Raw genomic sequence first — 17,400 nt, 5'->3', positions numbered from 1 at the left:
GCCCGCTCGCCCTGGTCGGCACCGCCTCATATCCGGTTCTTATTCATCGGCCCGCAGTTGCGATCCACGCTTCCTCCCCACGGTCGGTCGCCCTTCCGCAGTTGCGCTTCTCTTCGCTCGCCATGACTAGCTTACGGTGGGACTTCCACCCACAAGAGTGCGCTCATGCTGGGCGCACAACGAAAAGCCCCGGGACGACCGGGGCCTTCCAATGCCTTGCGTCGGCGGTCGTCTTATGCGGCGCGATAAACGGTCGCCTGCATGTCGCCATCGATCTTGAACTGCTGGATAAGCCGAAGCAGTGAATCCGCCTCGACCGCAAGCTCGCGACTTGCTGCACTGGTCTCTTCCACCATTGCCGCGTTCTGCTGCGTCATCTGATCCATCTGGTTCACCGTCGCATTGACTTCCTGCAGCGCACTGGACTGGTCGTGGCTCGCACGAGCGATCGTCTCGACGTGCTGGCTGATCGTGACGATCTGTGCACTGATCTTTGCGAGCACCGTTCCGGTCTCCTGCACGAACTGCGAACCAGAGCTGACTTCTGTCGTCGACTTGTTGATCAGACCCTTGATTTCCTGCGCCGCAGCGGCGGAACGCTGCGCCAACTCACGCACTTCCATCGCAACGACCGCGAAGCCCTTGCCGGCCTCGCCGGCGCGTGCTGCCTCAATGCCGGCGTTCAGCGCCAGCAGGTTGGTCTGGAACGCAATCTCATCGATGACACCGATGATCTGCTCGATCTGGCGGGATGCATCTTCGATGCGGCCCATCGCGTCGATGGCGTTGCTGACAACGACGGCAGAGTCGTCGGCGCTGCGCTTGGCCTGGCGTACGATTTGATCAGCGTCCTTGGCGCGCTCCGCGGAGGAGCGAACCGTCACAGTGATCTGTTCAACCGCAGCGGCGGTCTCTTCAAGCGAAGCTGCCTGTTGCTCGGTGCGCTTGGAGAGATCCTCGGCGGACTGAGCCATCTGATTGCCGTTGCCCTGGATCATCTCTACGTTATCGCGGATCTGGCTCATCGTGGCCTGCAGGCGCATCATCGAACCGTTGAAGTCCTGGCGGAGCTGTTCGAGACGTCCGATGAACGGCGTATCGATCGTGGTCGAAATGTCGCCCTGCGACATGCGCTCGAGACCGGACGCAAGCGCATTGACCGCAAACTCGATCTGGCGATCCATCTCGCGCTTCTCGACATCGTTTCGCTGGCGCTCATGGTCGGCCGCGACGCGCTCCTCTTCGCTCTGTTCCTCAATGCGAATCTTGGAGATCGCATTTTCCTTGAAGATGCCAAGTGCGCGAGCCATGTCGCCGATTTCGTCATACCGCTGATCGCCCGAGATGTTGGTATCGAGCACGCCGTCGGCAATGCGACGCATCGCAGCGGTGATCTGGCCGATCGGACGCTGCAGCGTCAGGACAAGCGCGATGCCGCCGATGATCGAGACGAGAATGCCAAGGCCGGTGGTCAGCACCGAGATGCCATTCGCCTGGGTGCGCTCGGCACCGGCGCTCTGCTTCTGCAACTCGGCGAAGGTGGTCAGCTGACCCCAGACGGCATCAAGTTGCTGGCGGGCGGAGGCGTAATCGGCAACGCGCTGGTTGATCGTGTCGACCAGACTCTGGGCGTCCTTGTCCATCGAGGCGAGAGCCGGAGACATCGCCGCAACGATGTCTTCCGCGAAATTCATACCCTTCGCGCTGGCGAGCAGCGTGTTGAGATTGGTGCCGAGTGTCGCGATCTCCTGATGCAGGCGGACACGATTTTCCTTGCCCGGCTTGGCAGCAAATTCACCCAATACGAGCTGCAGCGAATAGATTGCGCTCTCCAGACGACGCGTGTCCTCGAGAACAGAGTTCGTCTGAGCGATGCGGCTGTCGAGTTCGACGAACGTGGTCGTCGCCTCGCGCATCATCTGCGTTGCCGTCAACTGCGTGTAGGTGGACATCTGACGGAAACGAGAGACGAGCCGCCCGAGATTGGCGATCGCCTCATCGGTGCCGGCGTCGGCGGCAGTTGCCTGTGTCTTCACGTCGCTGATCGTCTGCGACAGCGATTGTGTCATGCTCTTCTGGTTCGCGGGTACCGAAATCTCGATCAGGCGCTGCGCCTTGGCGATGGCGGGAATGGCGTCGGTAACGACTTTCAGCTTGTCGGCTGGCAACTGGGCTTTGTTGAAGTCACCCATGACGGAAGCAAGGGTATCCCCACCCTTCAGCAGGCGATCGGCGGCGCGCAGCGTTGCGGTGGCGTTGCCTTCGTCCTTGCGGATGTTTTCCTCAAGCTGCTGCGCATCGTAGTTGACGTTGAAGCGGCTTGTGATCATCACTTTCTGCGCGTCGTCGATGGACTTGCGGAGAGCGAGTTCCTGTTCATGCAGGGTCCAGAGCTTGCCCACGGTGTCGGCGATCCCCGAGGTGCCGTCCGTTGCAGCCCGCAGGTTTTCGCGACCGCCATTGTCGCCAATCTGCTTGAGCGTTGCGTTCAGCGTGCCTTGCTGCGTTTTGATGTCCCCATAGAGCTTGTCGCGTGCTTCCTGGCTGGTGATCTGCAGGAAGTCGTCCATGGAGCCATAGAGATCCTTGAACCCGCTTAACGACTGCAGGACGCTGTTGGAGATTTCCATACGCCCCTGCAGAAGACCAGAGGCATAGAGACCGGTCAGGCCGACGGCTGAAATGCTTACAACGAAGGGCAATACAAAGATCAGGACCTTGGTCTTGATCCTGAAACGGGAAAGAATCTTATCAATCAACATGGCGGTTCCGGCCTTCCATACACCACTCCTCCCGCCGGTCGCCTGACGGAGCGCCGACCGAGTGCATCGAGCTGCTTTATTGGAACAAGTGGGAGTCCCAGGCGCAGGCCCAGGCGGCAGTCATTGCCAGCTCGCTTCACGCAGAACGGAAGCGCCCAAGAAATATCGAGCCAGTTTTGCAGAGGATGTCTTAATTTTCGGATAAGCGAAAGCTACGGATAGCCGCGCTCAAATCGATTTATCCGCAAGATACCGGACAAAGCAAAAGGGGCTCCTGCCATGAGCCCATGCAAGATCGTGGGTATTAGAACCAGCGTGCGAGAAGGAGAGAGGCCACGGCAGCCAATGCACTGGCGGAAAGGACGAAGTAGCGGACGGCAACGAGCTTGTTGTCGGGCTTGGCTTGAGCGATTGCAATGGCGCGGGCGCGTCGTGTGTTCCTGTTCATTTGCAGAACCTCACTTCATCTCTGGCATACAATCCAACAAAACGACTTGTTGGTAAAGCTCTATTTAGTAAGTGCTTTTCCATCCGTCATTGAGGCAGGATGGCGCACCCTCCTTAAGAACTCTTGAATCGAGCAGATTGTTTCGCGCCTACAAAGATTCACCGGCAACGAAGCCTGAAGCCCATGCCCACTGGAAGTTATAGCCGCCGAGCCAGCCGGTCACGTCGACACATTCTCCGATGAAATAGAGCCCTGGAACCTGCTTCGCTGCCATGGTGCGGGAATCGAGTGCAGCCGTATCGATGCCACCGAGCGTCACTTCGGCGGTTCTGTATCCTTCGGAACCCGAGGGTCTGATTTTCCAACTCTGCACCGCCTCGACAAGGCGCACCAGGATCTTGTCCGAAAGATCGGCCATGTGGCCGGCGATGCCCTCGCGTTCCGTCAGATATTGCGCCAGTCGCTTTGGCAGAATGTCCGCCAGCGCCGTCTGCGCGGACTGCCGGCCATTGGCCTTCCTTGCCGCCTTCAGATGATCGAGGAGATCGACATCAGGTTCGATGTCGACGGTGATGTCATCGCCCTCGCGCCAATAGGAGGAGATTTGCAGGATCGCTGGGCCGCTGAGGCCACGATGGGTGAAAAGCAGTGCTTCGCGGAACGCCGTCTTGCCATGACGAATTTCGGCAGCGGCCGATATGCCCGACAATTCCGAAAGGCTTTCGAGCGTCGCCGGATCGAGGGTCAGCGGTACGAGGCCCGGGCGCGTCTCCACCATGGAGAGGCTGAACTGCTCGGCGATGCGATAGGCAAAACCGGTTGCACCCATCTTCGGAATCGACTTGCCACCGGTCGCGATGACCAGCGAACTGCATGCATATGCGCCCTCCGACGTCGAAATGCGAAAGCCGTCGCCGTTCTTTTCGACATCCGCGATCTCGGTACGCAGATGCAAGGCCGCGCCGGCGGTCTGCATCTCGTCGAGCAGCATGCGGATGATGTCCTTGGCGCTGTCGTCGCAAAACAACTGCCCAAGCGTCTTCTCGTGCCAGGCGATCCGATGGCGATCGACCATGGCGATGAAATCCGAAGGCGTGAAGCGCGCGAGTGCCGATTTGCAGAAATGCGGATTGGCGGAGAGGAAGCTTTTCGGGCTGGCGTTGATGTTAGTGAAGTTGCAACGACCGCCGCCAGAGATGCGAATCTTTTCGCCCGGCGATTTTGCGTGGTCAAGAACGATGACGGAGCGGCCGCGCTGGGCGGCGCGAATGGCGCACATCATGCCGGCGGCGCCTGCGCCGATGACGATCACATCGCTGTTTCGCTGCAAAACCACTTCCCTTGCCGAAAGGCGTCTTCTTTTTCCATCAGGAGGCGAAAGTCAACGTGCCCTCCCCCTCGCCAATTGCCAAACTCCAGCTATGATGCCGTCACGATCAACGCAAACCGGTGTGTCATGTCCCCAAAAAAGACGACGCTGAAGCCTGCCAGAAACGTACCTGCCTCAAAGAAAACACCCCCGGACCCCGGACATCAGCGCGGCGTGGAAAACTGGAAGGAAGCAGCGCAGTTCTTGCGGGCGCGTGGCATCGAAGACATCGAATGCATCACGCCTGACCTTGCCGGCGTGCCGCGCGGCAAGATGATGCCGAGCTCCAAATTCACGTCGAACACCTCTCTGGCCCTGCCGTCGGCGATCTACCGTCACACCATTTCTGGTGAATATCCGGATGAGACGGAAAGCTTCCGCTACGAGCCGCGCGACAGCGACCTGAAGCTGGTTCCAGATCTCTCGACGCTTTCGGTTGTCCCTTGGGAAACCGATCCGACGGCGCAGGTGATCTGCGACATCGTCAATTCGGACGGCGAAGAAGTCCCTTATACACCGCGCAACGTCCTCAAGCGCGTGCTGAAGCTCTACAGCGACCGCGGCTGGAAGCCGATCGTCGCGCCAGAGATCGAGTTCTATCTCGTTGCCAAGAACGACGACCCGGACTACCCGTTGCATCCACCGAAAGGCCGCTCCGGCCGCTCGATCCTCGGTGGTCAGGGCTATTCGATTGCCGGCATCAACGAGTTCGACGAACTGATCGACGACATCTATCACTTCTCTGAAAAGCAGGGCCTCGAGATCGATACGCTGATCCACGAGGAAGGGCCGGCGCAGCTGGAAATCAACCTTCGTCACGGTAATCCGATCGAGCTTGCCGACCAGGTGTTCCTGTTCAAGCGCACGATCCGCGAAGCCGCGATGAAGCACGGCATCTACGCTACCTTCATGGCCAAGCCGATGCAGGGGCAGCCAGGTTCGGCGATGCACATCCACCAATCCGTGGTCAACGAGCAGACCGGCAAGAACATCTTCTCGAATCCGGATGGTTCCGCCTCTCGCGAATTCTTCCATTTCATCGGCGGCCTGCAGAAATATGTGCCGAGCTCGATGGTGATGTTGGCGCCCTATGTGAATTCCTACCGGCGATTGACGCCTGATATGTCGGCTCCCGTCAACAATGCCTGGGGCTACGACAACCGCACGACGGCGTTCCGCGTGCCGGTATCCGACCCGCAGGCAAGGCGCGTCGAAAACCGCCTACCGAGTTCGGATGCAAACCCCTATCTCGCGCTCGCCGCCTCGCTCGCGTCCGGTCTGCTCGGCATCATGAAGGGCATCGAGCCGACGGCGCCGACCGAGGACACGGCAAACGAAGGCTCGATCGATCTGCCGCGCGGTCTTCTGGAAGCCGTCGCACTGATGGAAGACGAGGAAGCCTTCGAGGAAGTGTTCGGCAAGGAGTTCCTTGGCATCTACGCCGGCGTGAAGCGCGGAGAATTCGAAACCTTCATGCAGGTCATTAGCCCCTGGGAACGCGAATTTCTTCTGCTGAACGTTTAGGGAGGGCTCGGTCATGACATCGCAGGAGAGATGGCAGAGCCCCATTGCGCCCGGCATTTCCTGGTATCAGGCAACATCAGGCGAGCGCCCGACCTATCCTGGCATGGATGGCTCGAAGACGTGTGACGTCGCGATCGTCGGTGGAGGCTATACAGGGCTCCAGGCCGCCTACAACCTCGCCAAATCAGGCGTCTCGGTGGTTCTCATCGAGGCGTGCCGGTTTGGCGACGGCGCCTCCGGGCGCAATGGCGGGCAGCTCGGCACTGGCCAGCGCTGGTGGCCGGAAGAGCTTGAAGAAAAGATCGGCTATGAGCGGTCCCGCGCCCTCTTCGATCTCGCCGAGGCCGCCAAGCAGCATCTCCTCGATTTCGCCACCGATCATCAGATCGACATGGACTACATGCCGGGGCAGATGAATGTGGCCCACAAGGAGAGCTACAAGCCGGATTACTACGAAAATGCCGAGATCGGGGCGATGCGCTACAACTATCCGCATGTGCGCTTCATGGACAAAGCCGAAACCCAGGAGCGACTCGGCTCGACGCGTTATTACTGCGGCGTCCGCGACACCGGTACCGGCCACATCCATCCGCTGAAGCTGCTCATCGGCCTTGCCCGCGTTGCGGCCAACGCCGGCGCGCAGATTTTCGAGATGACGAAGGCGACGGCGATACGTCAAGGCGGCGGCAAGGTAACAATCGAGACATCGAACGGAACGATCACCGCCAATCAGGCACTGATCGCCTGCAACGGCTATATCGGCAATCTCGAGCCGGTGACGGCGAGCCACGTAATGCCAATTCGCTCCTTCATTGGCGCCACCGTGCCGCTTGACGGGTATCCGCAGGTGCTGCCGGGCAGTGAAGCCGTAGCCGACTCGCGCTTCGTCGTGCGCTACTTCCGCAAGTCCAAGGACGGGCGACTGCTCTTCGGCGGGCGCGAAGCCTATACGGCCGACAATCCGCGCGACATTACGCAGCACATCCGCCGGCAGATCGCGGAGATCTACCCCGCACTTCGGGATATCGAGATCACCCATGCGTGGGGTGGTTCGGTCGGCATCACCATGCCGCGACAGCCCTTCGTGCGCGAGGTCATGCCTGGTGTGACATCGATCGGCGGCTATTCCGGCCATGGCGTGATGCTGTCCAACTATTGCGGAAGGCTCTACGCGGAAATGGTTCTTGGAAGATCGGCGGACCTCGATCTTTTCAAGTCGCTCGACATTCCGGCCTTTCCGGGAGGTGCGGCCATGCGCGCACCGCTGCTTTTCCTGGCGCTCTCCTGGTTTGCCCTGCGCGACAAGTTTTAGTCAGATTGCGGATTTCATCGCGCGGCAATTCGAACTAAAACCTCTTTCCGAGAGATTCATTGCATCGCACACTGGCTTTTTTAAATCGATTAGATTAAAGAGGCCAACAACCCGTCTGATTGAGAGACATCCTCATGAGCAGCCAAATCATCCCCGTTGAACCTTTTGATTATGTCGTTTTCGGCGGCAGCGGCGACCTTGCTGAGCGCAAGTTGCTGCCGGCCCTTTATCATAGACAGATCGAGGGGCAATTCTCCGAGCCGACCCGTATCATCGGTGCCTCGCGCAGCGCGCTGACGAACGAGGAATATCGCAAGTTCGCGCAGGACGCCCTCAAGGAGCACCTGAAGAAGGGCGAATACGACGAGGCCGAAGTCGCGAAATTCCTGCAGCGCCTGTTCTATGTGCCGGTCGATGCGCGCTCCGATGCCGGCTGGGACCAGCTGAAGAAGCTTCTCGATGAAGGCAAGGATCGCGTTCGCGCTTTCTACCTCGCCGTCGCGCCTGGTATTTTCGGCGACATCTCGCAGAAGATTCATGACCACAAGCTAATCACCAAGTCGACGCGCATTGTTGTCGAGAAGCCGATCGGCCGCGATCTCGCTTCCGCGCTGCAGCTGAACGACACGATCGGCAAGGTCTTCAAGGAAGAGCAGATCTTCCGCATCGACCACTATCTCGGCAAGGAGACAGTGCAGAACCTGATGGCGCTGCGCTTTGCCAACGCGCTCTATGAGCCGCTTTGGAACGCCAACCATATCGACCACGTGCAGATCACCGTTGCCGAGTCGGTGGGCCTCGAAGGCCGCGCCGGATACTATGACACCGCTGGCGCGCTGCGCGACATGGTGCAGAACCACATCCTGCAGCTCCTCTGCCTGGTCGCCATGGAAGTTCCGTCCTCGATGGACTCCGAAGCCGTTCGCGACGAGAAGCTGAAGGTGCTGCGCGCACTGAAGCCGATCAACGCATCGAACGTCGAAACCAACACCGTTCGCGGTCAGTATCGCGCAGGCGCGTCCGGCAGCGGCCCCGTCAAGGGCTACCTGGAAGAGCTCGAGGGCGGTGTTTCGAACACCGAAACCTTCGTGGCGATCAAGGCCGAGATCGGCAACTGGCGCTGGGCAGGCGTTCCCTTCTACATCCGCACCGGCAAGCGCCTTGCCGGCCGTATGTCGGAGATTGTCATTACCTTCAAGCCGATCCCGCACTCGGTCTTCGACCAGTCGGCCGGCCGCATCAACCAGAACCAGCTCATCATTCGCCTGCAGCCTGATGAAGGCGTCAAGCAGTCGCTGATGATCAAGGACCCAGGCCCGGGCGGCATGCGCCTGCGCAACGTCTCGCTCGACATGAGCTTCGCCGACGCCTTCCAGGTCCGCAATCCGGACGCCTATGAGCGCCTGCTGATGGACGTTATCCGTTCCAACCAGACGCTGTTCATGCGCCGCGACGAGGTCGAGGCTGCATGGCAGTGGGTCGACCCGATCCTGAAGGGTTGGGAATCCACCGGCCAGAAGGTTCAGGGATACACGGCCGGCACCTGGGGGCCCAGCCAGTCGATTGCGCTCATCGAGCGTGATGGCCGCACCTGGCACGACAACCTGTAGGATCAAGACGATGGCAGCGACGATGCATGCTTTTGCCAATGGCGCGGAACTGGCTCGCAACCTTGCGGACAAAGTCGCTGCGTCGCTTTCCGCCGCAATCGACACGCGGGGAGCGGCAACGCTTGCCGTTTCCGGCGGTTCGACGCCGAAGCTGTTTTTCCAGGAGCTTTCGGCTCGTGATCTCGACTGGTCCAAGGTGACCGTCACCCTGGTCGACGAACGCTTCGTGCCGGCGGACAATCCGCGCTCGAACCATCTGCTGGTGGCCGATAACCTCCTGCAGAACAAGGCGAAGGCCGCAAACTTCCTGCCGCTCTACCAGGCGGCAGGTTCGGTCGAGGACGCGGCGAAGCTTGCAACGAGGGAGACAGCCTCGATCGGCAATCCCTTCGATGTGGCAATCCTCGGAATGGGCGGCGACGGCCACACCGCCTCATTCTTCCCTGATGGCAGCAATCTAAAGGTCGCGCTCGACCCCATGACGCCGCGTGGTATCATTACGATGGAGGCGGACGGCGCAGGCGAGCCGCGGCTCACCTTCACCTTCTCCAGCCTCCAGGATGCAAAGCTGCTCGTGCTTCACATCGAAGGCGAGAGCAAGAAGGACGTCCTGACGAAGGCCGAGAGCGCCGGTGACGAGGCAGAGATGCCGATCCGCGCCATTCTGCGGCGGGCCGCGAGCCCTCTCGAAATCTACTGGGCTCCGTAGGCCTTCGGGCAGATAGTCGCGAACGAAAAACTGAAGAGCAACCAAGGCAGGATACCTCCCATGTCCGCTAATGCACGCATTTCTGCGATCACCGCCCGCATCGTCGAACGATCGAAGCCGACGCGCGGACTTTATCTGGAGCGCCTGCGCAACGCGGCATCCAAGGGTGTAAGTCGCTCGGTTCTCGGTTGCGCCAACCTCGCGCATGGCTTCGCGGTCTGTTCCCCCGCCGAGAAAGAGGCACTTGCGGGCGACCGCGTGCCCAATCTTGGCATCATCACTTCCTACAATGACATGCTCTCCGCGCATCAGCCGTTCGAGAACTATCCGGCGATCATTCGCGAGGCGGCCGCCGAAGCCGGCGGCATCGCGCAGGTCGCGGGCGCTGTTCCTGCCATGTGCGACGGTGTCACGCAGGGCCAGCCCGGCATGGAGCTTTCGCTGTTCTCGCGCGACCTGATCGCGATGGCTGCCGGCGTGGGGCTCTCGCACAACATGTTCGATGCCGCGCTCTTCCTCGGCGTCTGTGATAAGATCGTGCCCGGCCTCGTCATCGCCGCTCTCTCCTTCGGACATTTGCCGGCGATCTTCGTTCCGGCCGGTCCGATGACCTCAGGGCTGCCGAACGACGAAAAGTCACGTGTGCGCCAGCTCTATGCCGAAGGCAAGGTCGGGCGCGCCGAACTGCTGGAAGCGGAATCGAAGTCCTATCACGGTCCGGGCACCTGCACCTTCTACGGCACGGCGAATTCAAACCAGATGCTGATGGAGATCATGGGCTTCCACATGCCCGGTTCCTCCTTCATCAATCCCGGCACGCCATTGCGCGAAGCCTTCACACGTGAGGCTGCCAAGCGTGCGCTTGCGATCACCGCGCAGGGTAATGAATTCACGCCGGCCGGCGAGATGATCGACGAACGCTCCGTGGTAAATGGCGTCGTCGGCCTGCACGCCACAGGTGGCTCAACGAACCACACGCTGCACCTCGTCGCCATGGCGCGGGCTGCCGGCATCCAGCTGACCTGGCAGGATATTGCCGAGCTTTCGGAGATCGTGCCGCTGCTGGCGCGTGTCTATCCGAACGGGCTTGCCGATGTGAACCACTTCCACGCCGCCGGCGGCATGGGCTTCCTCATCAAGGAACTGCTGAAGCACGGCATGGTGCATGATGACGTACGCACGGTCTTCGGCCATGGCCTGCAGGCGTACACCATCGATCCTCGCCTTGGTGAAGACGGAACGATCATTCGGGAGCCCGCACCCGAGAAGAGCGTCGATCCGAAGGTGCTTGCCAATATCGAGACGCCCTTCCAGGCGAATGGCGGCTTGAAGATGCTGCGCGGTAATCTCGGCAAGGCCGTCATCAAGATCTCGGCGGTCAAACAGGACCGGCATGTTATCGAAGCGCCCGCCGTCGTCTTCCACAGCCAGCAGGAGCTGCAGGACGCCTTCAAGGAAGGCAAGCTCAACAAGGATTTCGTCGCCGTCGTCCGTTTCCAGGGACCGAAGGCGAACGGCATGCCGGAATTGCATAAGCTGACGCCACCTCTCGGCGTGCTGCAGGACCGCGGCTTCCGCGTTGCGCTACTGACCGATGGGCGCATGTCGGGCGCCTCGGGCAAGGTGCCGGCAGCAATCCACGTCACGCCTGAAGCTGTCGACGGCGGTCCGATCGCGCGGATCAAGGACGGGGACATCATCCGCCTCGACGCTATCGCCGGCACGCTAGAGGTTCTGGTCGATGCTGCGGACCTGGCCGAACGCGAGGCCGTTGTCGTCGACCTCTCCGAGAACGAGTTTGGCCTGGGCCGCGACCTGTTTGCGCCCTTCCGCCGCGCCGTTGGCCCTTCGGATCGCGGTGCAAGCGTGCTGTTCCACTAAGCAGCAACCAGTTAGACCGACAAACGACAAAGCTCGCGAGGACGCTCGCGGGCTTTGTCTTGTGTTACGTCAGGAAATCAGGCGCGGATGTCGAGCACACGATCGCGATGTGCGGGGTGCGTGCTGTAGACAAAGATCTTGTTCAATTCCTTGTCATTCAGCATGCGCAGAAAGCGGACTTCGATCGTGTTGTTGGCATTCACTCGCGTCAGCATGCAGCCGACCTTGGTGATACGTGCATCCGGGATATCAAGGTAGAACTGCTTCGGAAGGGCGTATTGCGTAAGAAGCGCAAGAACCGCGCTGCTCTTGGAAATGCGGATGATGTCGCATCGCCGGGACGCCATATGCATGACGCCTTTCTCGGTGTATTCGATGCGTGCGGCGTTCATCGTATCCTCCATCTTGAACCGCACTTCGCGGTCGTACATGAAGGATTCTTCTTTGTTCAGAAAGTGCCCGGAAGGCATTTGATTGGATGCTGCCACCGCCGTATTCCCTTCGACATTCAATGAGGAAATACTACCGGGCGATGCTTAACAGACCGTGAGAATAGTTTCGATCCGGAGCACTATATCCACTGAACAAGTCGGCGAATCTTCGGGGATAATTCTGTTTTCGATCAGATACATAACAAAGCCCGGGCAACACGTGGCGTTCCCCGGGCTTGATTTTTGTCGTCGCAACGAAGCGATTTTATTTGCGATAGGTGCGACCATCCGCGTCAAAGAGATGCAGCTTTGAGCGGTCGGCCGAGAAGTGCATCTTCTGGCCCTTCTTGATATCGTAAATGCCGGGCAGCTTGACGATGATCGGTTCGCCCTGAACGAGACCCTCGATATAGAGAAGTGTCACTTCGCCAAGCGCCTCGACGATCGAGACTTCACCCTCGAAAAGGTAGTCGTCGCCGGCACCAGCCACGCGCAGATCTTCGGGACGAACGCCGAAGCTTGCGGTCTTGCCCTTTTCGGCAGCGGCCGTGGGAATGTCGAGCGTCACGGACTTGCCGCCGGTCAACGTCACCGTCGTCGTGTTGCCAGGCTCTGTAATGGTTGACGGAATGACATTCATGGCCGGAGAGCCGATGAACTTGGCGACGAAGAGATTTGCCGGACGCTCGTAGAGTTCCAGCGGTGCGCCCACCTGCTCGATGTTGCCGGCGGAGAGGACGACGATGCGGTCAGCAAGCGTCATCGCTTCCACCTGATCGTGGGTGACGTAGATCATCGTCGTGCCCGCCATCTGCTCGCTCAGGCGGGCGATCTCGATGCGGGTTGCAACACGAAGCGCTGCGTCGAGGTTCGACAGCGGCTCGTCGAAGAGGAAGACCTTCGGATTGCGGCAGATGGCGCGGCCGATGGCGACGCGCTGACGCTGGCCACCGGAGAGCGCCTTCGGCAGGCGATCGAGATATCGCGTGAGCTGCAGGCTCTCGGCGGCGGCGCGAACGCGGCGGTCGATCTCCTGCTTGCTTTCGCCGGCGATCTTCATGCCGAACGCCATGTTGTCGTAGACAGTCATGTGCGGATAGAGCGCGTAGGACTGGAACACCATCGCGATGCCGCGCTTCGACGGCGGCACATCGTTGACCAGCTGGCCATCGATATACATGTCGCCACCGGTGATGTTCTCCAGGCCGGCAATCATGCGCAGCAGGGTGGATTTTCCGCAGCCCGAAGGACCGACGAACACAACGAACTCGCCCTCCTTGATCTCCAGATCGATCCCGTGGAGAACGTCCACGGAGCCGTAGGATTTGCGAATATCCTTAAGCGACAGTCCTGTCATTAATTCCTCCTCCTCACATCGTCAGGCGAGACGAGCGAAGTACGCTCCCCACGCCGGAATATCGATCTTCTCACCATAGTTATTGCTGACGAAACCGTGGCCCGTCAACGCCTGCCAGTCACCTGCAGGCAAAACGACGGCACTTTCGGTCGCGCTCATGTTGAAGACGCAGAGCAGCTTTTCGTCGCCGTATTCGCGCACGAAGATCAGCACGTCCTCCTGCGGTTCCATGAACTCGATCTCACCCTTGGCGAAGGCCGGGTGCAGTTTGCGGAAGGCAAGGAAGCGGCGATAGTGCTCAAGAACTGAGTTCTCGTCGCCCTGCTGGACGCTAGCGGCGCGCAGAATGTGTTCGACTGGAACCGGCAGCCACGGCTTGACGGTCGAGAAACCGCCCTGGGCGACCTGACTGTCCCAGACCATCGGCGTACGGCAGCCGTCTCGGCCCTTGAATTCCGGCCAGAACTGAATGCCGTAGGGATCCTGCAGGTCCTGATAGGCAAGATCGGCTTCGGTCAGGCCAAGTTCCTCGCCCTGGTACAGGCAAACGGAACCGCGCAGCGTCATCAGGAGCGAGGCATATTGCTTGGCAAAGGCGTCGTGATCGGCAACCAGCGAGCCCCAGCGGCTGACATGGCGCATGACATCGTGGTTGGAGAATGCCCAGCAGGCCCAGCCATCCGGCGCAGCCGCCGCAAAGTCTTCCATCACCTCCTCGACACGCTCGGGAGAAAGCGGATCAGGTGCCAGAAACTCGAAGGCATAGCACATGTGCATCTTGTCGTTGCCGGAGGTGTATTCCCCGACGATCTCAAGACCGCGTTGGCTGTCGCCGACTTCGCCGACGGCGGCGATTGCCGGAAACTCCTCGAGCACGGCGCGGAACCGCTTCAGGAACTCCAGGTTCTCCGGCCGGTTCTTGTCGTAGACATGCTCCTGGAAGTTATAGGGATTGACCGCCGGAGCCGTCGAGGCGTTGCGGCGCTCCGGGGCAAGCGCCGGATTGTCGCGCAGCTCCTTGTCGTGGAAGTAGAAATTGATCGTATCGAGACGGAAGCCATCGACGCCGCGCTTCAGCCAGAAGCGCACGACATCCAGCAGCCGGTCCTGAACCTCGGGATTGTGCAGGTTCATGTCCGGCTGCGAGGTCAGGAAGTTGTGCATGTAGTACTGCATGCGTGTCGGATCCCACGCCCACGCGGAACCACCGAAGATCGACAGCCAGTTGTTCGGCGGCGTGCCGTCTGGCTTGGAATCGGCCCAGACATACCAGTCCGCCTTGGCGTTGGTCTTGCTGGAGCGACTCTCCACGAACCAGGGATGCTGGTCGGAGCTATGCGAGATGACGAGATCGATCATCACGCGGATGCCGAGGCGATGCGCCTCGGATATCATCGTGTCGAAGTCCACCAGCGTGCCGAAAATGGCATCGACGTTTTCGTAGTCGGAAACATCGTAGCCGAAATCGCGCATCGGCGACGTGAAGAAGGGCGAAATCCAGATCGCGTCCGCGCCGAGCGATGCCACATGCGGCAGGCGGGCGGTGATGCCCTTCAAGTCGCCGATGCCGTCACCGTTCGAATCCTGGAAGGAGCGCGGGTAGATCTGATAGATCACCGCGCCGCGCCACCAGTCCTTGTCGGCCGTCAAAATGGATTGGGATGCCATGCTCGTGTTTCCTGTTGGATGCTCTTGGGGTTGCTAACCGCCCTTGACCGAGCCCGCGAGCAGACCACGCACCAGATAACGCTGCAAGCCGAAGAACACGAGCAGCGGTACGACAATGGTGACGAAGGCCGAGGCCGTCAGGATTTCCCAGTTGCCACCGCGCGACCCGAGCAGCGCATTCAGCGCGCCGGTCAGCACGAGATGATCCCTGTCGGTACCGAGGAAGACCATGGCGACAAGCAGGTCGTTCCACACCCACAGGAACTGGAAGATCGCGAAGGACGCGAGCGCAGGGAAGGACAAGGGCAGTACGATACGGGTAAAGATCTCGAAATCACTGGCACCATCGACGCGGGCGGATTCGATGATCTCCTTCGGGAGACCGGCGATATAGGCACGCAGCAGATAGATGGCGAGCGGCATGCCGAAGGCGGTGTGCGCAAACCAGATACCGGGATAAGTCTTCGACGGAGCGTCGAGCAGTGAGCCAATGCCGTTATAAAGCCTCAGAAGCGGGATGAGCGACATCTGCAGCGGCACGACGATGAGCCCGACGACGAGTGCGATGAGCAACGCACGCCCAGGGAATTCCATCCAGCTCAGCGCATAGGCTGCAAAAGCCGCAATGAGGATCGGGATGATCGTCGCGGGGATGGTGACGGTCAGCGAATTGATGAAGGACTGGCCGATTCCCTCACCTGTCAGAACCGTCTTGTAGTTCTGCAGGGTGAACTCCGGCGGCGTGGCAACCGAAACATAGACACGCCGGCCACCATCGTCAGGCCCGAAGGCGGCGTTCTTCATGTAGCGGTAGTTGCCGTCGTCGCTGATGGTCAGCGACACGCCATCGCCAAGATCGGCCGTCTCGCCGGCCTTGTACGCGGACGGCTGCTGCACGCGCGTTCCGAAGGCACGGATAGAGCGGCCTTGCTGGCCTTCCAGTACGTTGCCTGAGATGACGTAGACGGCGCCTTCCTGCTTTTGCTGGTCAGGCTGCCCAAGGCGCACGGCAACGGTTCGCGACGAGCCCGCAAAGGCCGTCCACCAACCGGAAACGACGAGCTGATCCTTGTCTCGCAGGGCGCTGATGAAGATGCCGAGCGTCGGGATTAGCCAGACGATGACGATCACAAGGACTACGAAGTGAACAAAGAGGCGGGCGGGGCCGATCTTGAAGAAATCTCTGGTGAGTGTCATCTCAGTGGCCTCCCAGCTCGCGATTGGCGCGGCGAACGTTCCAAACCATGATCGGCGTCACGGCCAACATGATGATCAGCGCTATAACAGCACTTCGGCCGGAATCGCCACCGCCCCGGAAGAGCCAGTTGAACATGAGATTGGCAAGCACCATCGTATTCCATTGACCATTGGTCATGGTCAGCACGATGTCGAAGACCTTGAGAACGAGAATGGTGATCGTTGTCCAGACGACGGCGATCGTGCCCCAGACCTGCGGCACCATGATGCGCCAGAAGATCTGCCAGCCATTCGCGCCATCGATGACGGCAGCCTCTATGGTTTCCTCGGGGATGCCGCGCAGTGCGGCAGACAGGATCACCATGGCGAAGCCGGTCTGAATCCAGATCAGGATGATCATCAGGAAGAAGTTGTTCCAGAAGGGCACTGAGATCCACACCTGCGGCGTGCCGCCGAACAACTGAACAATCGAATTCAGCAGACCGATCTGAACATCGTTGCCGCCACGGTATTCGTAAATGAACTTCCAGATGACGGATGCGCCGACGAAGGAAATCGCCATCGGCATGAAGACGATGCTTTTCGCGATATTGCCCCACCAGATGCGGTCGGTCATGACAGCGATGACGAGACCGAAGAAGGTGCAGGCCGCAGGCACGACGGCGAGCCACAGGATGTTGTTGAAGATCGACTGACGGAATTCGCGATCGGTGAGGGCCCACTGATAGTTCGCAAAGCCTACGAACTGTTCGCCGGAACGATCGTAGAACGAAAGGATCAGCGTCGCGACTACGGGATAAACGAGGTAGACGACAAGAAGGAAAAGGGCTGGCCCGATGAACAGCCACGGCCGGATCATCGCCCGGCGATTCAGGTTGCGCGCTGCGGAATGGATATCGCCATCCTTCACCGGCAGCGACCAATCGAGGATCTTGTTCGAAAAATAGAAGTAGCCCGAGCAGGCGAAAACCGCCACGACCACGACCCCCAAAGCGGAAACTATCTGCGACAGCATTCGTCCCTCCTCCCCTGCTACCCGGTCTATCCCGACGGGTTCGCGTGCACTGATCATCGTCACTTCGCCCATCGCTCTTGACGCGACAGGCGACAGTGGCCGGACACTCCCGGTATC

At 60.0% G+C, this 17,400-nt stretch carries 13 protein-coding genes; 5 read left to right on the top strand and 8 right to left on the bottom strand.

Annotated features, from left to right (window positions below; all coding sequences use genetic code 11):
• Positions 1 to 233 precede the first annotated feature (233 nt).
• From ATY80_RS05630 to ATY80_RS05625, 3 genes are all read right to left on the bottom strand, one after another.
• Entirely contained in the window at positions 234 to 2,762 is a 2,529-nt protein-coding gene (locus ATY80_RS05630) for a HAMP domain-containing methyl-accepting chemotaxis protein (protein ID WP_088691422.1), read from the bottom strand.
• A gap of 304 nt (positions 2,763 to 3,066) precedes the next feature.
• Complete coding sequence (locus ATY80_RS28850; RefSeq protein WP_167540362.1) at positions 3,067 to 3,210, bottom strand: hypothetical protein; 144 nt, start codon at positions 3,208 to 3,210, stop codon at positions 3,067 to 3,069.
• A 148-nt stretch (positions 3,211 to 3,358) separates the two neighbouring features.
• On the bottom strand, positions 3,359 to 4,540 hold the full coding sequence (locus tag ATY80_RS05625; protein WP_189637087.1) for an NAD(P)/FAD-dependent oxidoreductase: 1,182 nt from the start codon (positions 4,538 to 4,540) through the stop codon (positions 3,359 to 3,361).
• Between the two features lie 126 nt (positions 4,541 to 4,666).
• Between ATY80_RS05625 and ATY80_RS05620 the strand changes: the two genes are divergently transcribed.
• From ATY80_RS05620 to edd, 5 genes are all read left to right on the top strand, one after another.
• On the top strand, positions 4,667 to 6,103 hold the full coding sequence (locus tag ATY80_RS05620) for a glutamine synthetase family protein (RefSeq protein WP_088691420.1): 1,437 nt from the start codon (positions 4,667 to 4,669) through the stop codon (positions 6,101 to 6,103).
• A gap of 13 nt (positions 6,104 to 6,116) precedes the next feature.
• Entirely contained in the window at positions 6,117 to 7,415 is a 1,299-nt protein-coding gene (locus tag ATY80_RS05615; RefSeq protein ID WP_088691419.1) for an FAD-binding oxidoreductase, read from the top strand.
• 134 nt (positions 7,416 to 7,549) lie between these two features.
• A complete protein-coding gene (zwf, locus tag ATY80_RS05610; RefSeq protein ID WP_088691418.1) occupies positions 7,550 to 9,025 on the top strand; it encodes a glucose-6-phosphate dehydrogenase in 1,476 nt (491 codons plus the stop codon).
• A 10-nt stretch (positions 9,026 to 9,035) separates the two neighbouring features.
• Positions 9,036 to 9,734 (top strand): 6-phosphogluconolactonase, encoded by a 699-nt coding sequence (pgl, locus tag ATY80_RS05605; RefSeq protein WP_088691417.1) that lies wholly within the window; start codon positions 9,036 to 9,038, stop codon positions 9,732 to 9,734.
• Positions 9,735 to 9,794: 60 nt separating this feature from the next.
• On the top strand, positions 9,795 to 11,615 hold the full coding sequence (edd, locus tag ATY80_RS05600; RefSeq protein ID WP_088691416.1) for a phosphogluconate dehydratase: 1,821 nt from the start codon (positions 9,795 to 9,797) through the stop codon (positions 11,613 to 11,615).
• Between the two features lie 77 nt (positions 11,616 to 11,692).
• Here edd and ATY80_RS05595 read toward each other — a convergent pair whose 3' ends face one another.
• The 5 genes from ATY80_RS05595 to ATY80_RS05575 form a co-directional block, all read right to left on the bottom strand.
• Positions 11,693 to 12,046, bottom strand: a complete 354-nt coding sequence (locus tag ATY80_RS05595) for a hypothetical protein (protein ID WP_037077031.1) — start codon at positions 12,044 to 12,046, stop codon at positions 11,693 to 11,695.
• A 265-nt stretch (positions 12,047 to 12,311) separates the two neighbouring features.
• Positions 12,312 to 13,403 (bottom strand): sn-glycerol-3-phosphate ABC transporter ATP-binding protein UgpC, encoded by a 1,092-nt coding sequence (ugpC, locus tag ATY80_RS05590; RefSeq protein ID WP_088691415.1) that lies wholly within the window; start codon positions 13,401 to 13,403, stop codon positions 12,312 to 12,314.
• 21 nt (positions 13,404 to 13,424) lie between these two features.
• Positions 13,425 to 15,071: an alpha-glucosidase family protein gene (locus ATY80_RS05585; protein ID WP_088691414.1), complete on the bottom strand. Its 1,647-nt coding sequence runs from the start codon at positions 15,069 to 15,071 to the stop codon at positions 13,425 to 13,427.
• A gap of 33 nt (positions 15,072 to 15,104) precedes the next feature.
• On the bottom strand, positions 15,105 to 16,268 hold the full coding sequence (locus ATY80_RS05580; RefSeq protein WP_088691413.1) for a carbohydrate ABC transporter permease: 1,164 nt from the start codon (positions 16,266 to 16,268) through the stop codon (positions 15,105 to 15,107).
• A 1-nt stretch (position 16,269) separates the two neighbouring features.
• Positions 16,270 to 17,283, bottom strand: coding sequence for a sugar ABC transporter permease (locus tag ATY80_RS05575; RefSeq protein ID WP_088691412.1), 1,014 nt, complete (start codon positions 17,281 to 17,283; stop codon positions 16,270 to 16,272).
• Positions 17,284 to 17,400 lie beyond the last annotated feature (117 nt).

Source organism: Rhizobium sp. R711 (assembly GCF_002211365.1).
GTDB lineage: Bacteria > Pseudomonadota > Alphaproteobacteria > Rhizobiales > Rhizobiaceae > Rhizobium.
This window is presented reverse-complemented; position numbering and strand designations above follow the sequence as displayed.